This window comes from Piscicoccus intestinalis NBRC 104926 (assembly GCF_001515525.1).
In the GTDB taxonomy this organism is placed as follows: Bacteria; Actinomycetota; Actinomycetes; order Actinomycetales; family Dermatophilaceae; genus Kineosphaera; species Kineosphaera intestinalis.
Genome location: NZ_BCNQ01000226.1, coordinates 1 through 4,790 on the forward strand (window position 1 = coordinate 1; position 4,790 = coordinate 4,790).

Here is a 4,790-nt window from a genome sequence, read left to right on the forward strand (position 1 = left end):
GGCCGACCACGCGGCGGCCGACCACGCCGCGGGAGACCGCGCCGGCGACAGGCTGGACGGCGGCGCAGACACCTTCGAGTTGGCGGGGCTGGCGGAGCGGATCGGTCCGCACACGCTGCGGCACACGTTCGCGACCCACCTGCTCGACGGGGGCGCCGACGTGCGGGTCGTGCAGGAGCTGCTCGGGCACGCGAGTGTGACGACGACGCAGATCTACACGCACGTCACCGTGCAGCGGCTGCGGGAGGTCTACGCCGCCGCCCACCCGCGCGCCCGCTGACGCGAACGCCCGACGGCACGTGCCGCCGGTGCAAACCCAGACCCGGAAAGCCTTGTGCGACAGGCCTGGAAAGCGACGCGGCCGGCACGGCGCGCCCGTCGGGCAGGGTTGCGCCGCAAGCGCGCTGATACAGTCGGCCGCAGGCCGCGCGGCGGGGGGCTGCAGGCCGCCGCGGCAGCAGATCGCACGACGCGTCCGCCGTCCGAACAGGAGAGTGGCACACCGATGGCCTTGCAGCAGACCGCCTCGCCGGGCAGCGCAGACGCGCCGGCCGGGCAGCCCGACGCGCCCGCCACGCCGCGCGACGAGTTCGACGCCGACCAGTTCGAGACCGCCTCCGAGAGTTCCACGGGCCGCCTGCCCGGCACGGAGAGCGCCGGCCACGGGTCGCTGGGCCCGACCGGCCGCCCCATGCCCGACTTCCCGGAGCCGCCCGTTCTCGACCGGCACGGCCCCGCCCGCATCATCGCGATGTGCAACCAGAAGGGCGGCGTCGGCAAGACGACGACGACCATCAACCTCGGCGCCGCGCTCGCCGAACTCGGCCGCAAGGTGCTGCTCGTCGACTTCGACCCCCAGGGTGCGCTCTCGGTCGGGTTCGGGCTGCGCGCCCACGAACTCGACCTGACGATCTACAACCTGCTCGTCGAGCGCGGCCACGACGTGCGCGAGGTCATCCAGCCCACCCGCACCCGCAACCTCGACCTGCTGCCCGCGAACATCGACCTGTCCGCCGCCGAGGTGCAGCTCGTCGGCGAGGTGGCCCGCGAGATGGTGCTCGCGCGGGTGCTGCGCCCGGTGCTCGACGACTACGACGTCGTGCTCATCGACTGCCAGCCCTCGCTCGGGCTCCTCACGGTCAACGCGCTGACCGCATCCCACGGCGTCATCATCCCGCTGGAGTGCGAGTTCTTCGCGATGCGCGGCGTCGCGCTGCTCGTGGAGACCATCGACAAGGTCACCGACCGGCTCAACCCGCGCCTGCAGATCGACGGCATCCTCGCGACGATGTACGACGGGCGCACCCTGCACAGCCGCGAGGTCGTGCGCAGCGTCGTCGACCACTTCCAGGACCGCGTCTTCCACACCGTCATCAGCCGCACCGTGAAGTTCCCGGACGCCACGCTCGCGGCCGAGCCGATCACCCAGTACGCGCCGACCCACGGTGCCGCCGAGGCCTACCGGCAGCTGGCGCGCGAGCTCATCAGCCGAGGCGGGGCGGCCTGAGCACGACCCCGCAACCACCGCCCGGCCAGGCCGCGCCGCCGCCCGAGCCCGACACGCCCACCGGCCCCGTCGACTCCGCGCCCGGCGGGGTGCTCACGCGACGCCCGGCGAACGCGCCGTTCGAGGTGCACCTCGACGTCTTCTCCGGGCCGTTCGACCTGCTGCTCGGGCTCATCTCCAAGCACAAGCTCGACATCACCGAGATCGCGTTGGCGCAGGTCACCGACGAGTTCGTGGCGCACATCCGCGCCCAGCAGGCCGCCGACGAGGGCTGGGACCTCTCGCAGGCCTCCGAGTTCCTGCTCGTCGCCGCGACCCTGCTCGACCTCAAGGCCGCCCGCCTCCTCCCGCGCACCGGCGACGAGGAGGAGGACCTCGAACTCATCGAGGCCCGCGACCTGCTGTTCGCCCGCCTCCTGCAGTACCGCGCCTTCAAGGACGTCGCCGCGTGGATCGAGGACCGCGTCGCCCGGCACGGCCGGCTGATGCCCCGCCAGGCCGGCCTCGAACCCCGATTCGCCTCGCTGCTGCCCGAACTCGTGCTGTCGGTGACCCCCGAGCAGCTCGCCAAAATCGCGGCGACCGCACTGACACCCAAGCCACCGCCGACCGTCGGCGTCACCCACCTGCACGCCCCCGCGGTCAGCGTGCGCGAGCAGGCCGACATCATCGTGCAGCGGCTGCGCGCCCGCCGGGCCGCCTCGTTCCGCGAGCTCGTCGCCGACGCCGACACCACCCTCGTCGTCGTCGCGCGCTTCCTCGCGCTGCTCGAGCTGTTCCGGGAGTCGGCGGTGAGCTTCGAGCAGGAGGAGGCGCTCGGCGACCTGAGCGTCACGTGGACCGGCTCCGACGCGGGAACCCTGCAGGTCGGGGACGAGTTCGACGAGGCCGACAATGCCGACGAGGCGGGCCAGCCGCAGGCAGGGGAGAACGAATGAGCGAGCACGAGACGCCCGAGGGCGAGCCGACGCAGACTCCGGGGGAGCCCGAGGAGCCGGTGTTCGACGTCGACGCCGTGCCCGGCGGGCTGCGCGCCGCGCTGGAGGCGGTGCTCATGGTCGTCGAGGAGCCAGTGACCGCGGCGGCCCTGGCGGCCGCGCTGGAGCGACCCGAGGCCGAGGTCGAGCAGGCCCTCGAAGCGATCGCCGCCGACGACGAGGAATCGCGCCGCGGTTTCGCGTTGCTGAGCATCGGCGGCGGGTGGCGGTACTACTCGCGGCACGATCTGGCTCCGGCCGTCGAGAAGTTCCTCCTCGACGGGCAGCGGGCCCGGCTGAGCCAGGCCGCGTTGGAGACCCTCGCCGTCGTCGCGTACCGTCAACCGGTCTCGCGCGCCCGCATCAGCGGGGTGCGGGGCGTCAACGTCGACGGCGTCGTGCGCACCCTGCTGACCCGCGGCCTCATCACCGAGACCGGCGTCGACGAGGAGCACGGCGCCGTGCTGTACGGCACCACGCCATACTTCTTGCAGCGTCTCGGGCTGCGGTCACTGGAGGACCTGCCGCCGCTGGCGCCCTATCTTCCCGAGTCGGACATCCTCGACCAGCTCATTCAGGAGAGCGACACATGACGCCACGCGCAGGCCGCGGCGGAGCCGGCGGCTCCGGCTCTTCCGGCGGCTCCGGACGTTCCGGCCGTTCCGGGGGAGCCGGACGCTCGGGCGGAGCCGGCCGACCAGGCGGCCCCGGGCGCTCCGGGGGAGCCGGTCGCAGCAGCGGCCGCACCACCGGCCGCCCGGGCTCTGGCCGCACCCCTGCCGCGCGGGGTCGCACCGCCCCGGCCCGCCAGCAGGCCGAGCCCGTCGACGTGCACGACCCGCAGGGCGTGCGGCTGCAGAAGCTCCTCGCGGCGGCCGGTGTCGGCAGCCGCCGGGTGTGCGAACAGCTCATCGCCGCGGGCCGCGTGGCGGTCGACGGGCACGTCGTCACCGAGCTCGGCGTGCGCATCGACCCGCTCACCCAGGCCGTGCACGTCGACGGCGAGCGCGTGCAGCTCGACGCGAGCCGCGTGTACTTCGCGTTCAACAAGCCTCTCGGGGTCGTCTCGACGATGAGCGACGAGCAGGGCCGCCCCTGCCTCGGCGACTACGTCGCGCAGCGCAGCGAGCGGCTGTTCCACGTCGGCCGGCTCGACACCGACACCGACGGGCTGCTGCTGCTGACCAACGACGGGGAGCTGGCGCACCGCCTCCAGCACCCCTCGTACGGGGTGCCGAAGACGTACATCGCGACGGTCCCCGGGCCGGTCGCCCGCGACGTCGGGCGGCGGCTGCGCGAGGGCGTCGAGCTCGAAGACGGCCACGCGTCGGTCGACTCGTTCAAGCTCGTCGACTCCGCCCCCGGCCGCGCGATCGTCGAGGTCATCCTCCACGAGGGCCGCAAGCACATCGTGCGCCGCCTGCTGGAGGCGGTCGGTCACCCCGTCGAGACCCTGACCCGCGTGCAGGTCGGCCCGGTGCTGCTGCGCGACCTCAAGAGCGGGCGCATGCGGCCCCTCAACGGCAAGGAGATCGGCAAGCTCTACACCGCGGCGGGGATGTGACGTGGCCGCACTGACGCGGGTGCACGTCGTCGGCACCGGCCTCATCGGCACGAGCATCGGCCTGGCCCTCAGCGGGCACGGCGTCGAGGTCACCCTCGAAGACCCGTCTCCCACCGCGATGGCGCTGGCCGCCGACCTCGGAGCCGGTCGCCTCGCCGGGCCGCAGTCCCCGCAGGGCCAGACCCCCGAGCCCGAGGTCGTCGTCGTCGCCGCGCCCCCGGACGTCACCTCCGACGTCGTCGTCGCGCAGCTGGCCGCGCACCCGCGCGCGACGGTCACCGACGTCGCCTCGGTCAAACGGGTCATCGAAGCCGAGCTGCTCGCGCGCGGCGCCGACCTGTCGCGCTACGTCGGCGGCCACCCGATGGCCGGGCGGGAGCGCTCCGGCGCCGTCGCGGCCCGCACCGACCTGTTCATCGGCCGCCCGTGGGTCGTCGTGGCCCCGCCCGCCGCGGCGCCGGGCCGCATCGATCAGGTGTGCGCGCTCGCCGAGCTGACCGGTGCGGTCGTCACCCGCATGGACGCGGCGGATCACGACGCGGCGGTCGCCGCAGTCTCGCACGTGCCGCAGGTCGCCGCCAGCCTCGTCGCGGCCCGGCTGCTCGGCCTGCCCACGGAGTCGGTCGCGCTCGCCGGGCAGGGCCTGCGCGACGTCACGCGGATCGCCGCGAGCGAACCGGCCCTGTGGACCCAGATCCTCGTCGGCAACGCCCGCGCGGTGCGCGACGTGCTCGCCGGCGTC

6 protein-coding genes are annotated in these 4,790 nt (G+C 74.1%); all 6 read left to right on the forward strand.

Annotated features, from left to right (window positions below; genetic code table 11):
• Positions 1–280 (forward strand): tyrosine-type recombinase/integrase (locus PINTE_RS20360; protein WP_245643080.1); only part of this gene is annotated, 280 nt, incomplete at its 5' end.
• Between the two features lie 225 nt (positions 281–505).
• Positions 506–1,507, forward strand: coding sequence for a ParA family protein (locus tag PINTE_RS20365; protein WP_373280183.1), 1,002 nt, complete (start codon positions 506–508; stop codon positions 1,505–1,507).
• Positions 1,508–1,596: 89 nt separating this feature from the next.
• The gene (locus PINTE_RS20370; RefSeq protein WP_068434271.1) at positions 1,597–2,445 is read left to right on the forward strand and encodes a segregation and condensation protein A; all 849 of its coding nucleotides are present in this window, start codon (positions 1,597–1,599) and stop codon (positions 2,443–2,445) included.
• Positions 2,442–3,077, forward strand: coding sequence for an SMC-Scp complex subunit ScpB (gene scpB, locus PINTE_RS20375; RefSeq protein WP_068434273.1), 636 nt, complete (start codon positions 2,442–2,444; stop codon positions 3,075–3,077). The genes PINTE_RS20370 and scpB overlap by 4 nt, the downstream gene beginning before the upstream one ends.
• Positions 3,074–4,048 (forward strand): pseudouridine synthase, encoded by a 975-nt coding sequence (locus PINTE_RS20380; RefSeq protein ID WP_068434275.1) that lies wholly within the window; start codon positions 3,074–3,076, stop codon positions 4,046–4,048. The genes scpB and PINTE_RS20380 overlap by 4 nt, the downstream gene beginning before the upstream one ends.
• A 1-nt stretch (position 4,049) precedes the next feature.
• On the forward strand, positions 4,050–4,790 hold a 741-nt coding region (locus tag PINTE_RS20385), incomplete at its 3' end, for a prephenate dehydrogenase/arogenate dehydrogenase family protein (RefSeq protein ID WP_245643081.1).